This window comes from Campylobacter sp. 2018MI13 (genome assembly GCF_018501135.1).
GTDB lineage: Bacteria > Campylobacterota > Campylobacteria > Campylobacterales > Campylobacteraceae > Campylobacter_E.
On the sequence record NZ_JAHCZC010000267.1, the window covers coordinates 1 to 411 of the forward strand.

The window sequence follows — 411 nt, forward strand, 5'->3', positions numbered from 1 at the left end:
TGATCCGTTGGTCGAGTACCAGCGCGAAGGTGGCGACATGTTCAACTCGATGATGGATTCTTTCAAGGAGGAGGTCGTCGGGTTCCTGTTCAACCTCGAGATTGAAACCGGCCCGCAGGTCGGCCTGGTCACCGACGATGGGGGCAACCCGGTCACGGCTGACTCAGTGCTCCCCAAGGGGAATCGTCCACGACGGGCCTTGACCTATTCGGCGCCGGATGAGCAAGGCGAGGCAGAGACAACCTCAGAAGGGGGACAGAAGCCCCGCGGGGAGGGGAACCGCGCCGCCAGAAGATCCGCGGCGTCGAAGAAGCCAAAGAATCGCCGCAATAAGAAGCGTCGGTGAGTGGTCGACGGCGCCAGTTCTACGTGGCTGGCGCCGTCGTTATTATCCCAGCCCGACGGTCTCAC

Annotated in this window: 1 protein-coding gene; it reads left to right on the top strand. The window is 62.0% G+C overall.

Annotated features, from left to right (window positions below; all coding sequences use genetic code 11):
* Positions 1–346, top strand: a 346-nt coding sequence (locus KJQ99_RS11425) for a hypothetical protein (RefSeq protein ID WP_214150750.1), incomplete at its 5' end; no start/stop codon positions are given.
* Between the last annotated feature and the right edge of the window lie 65 nt (positions 347–411).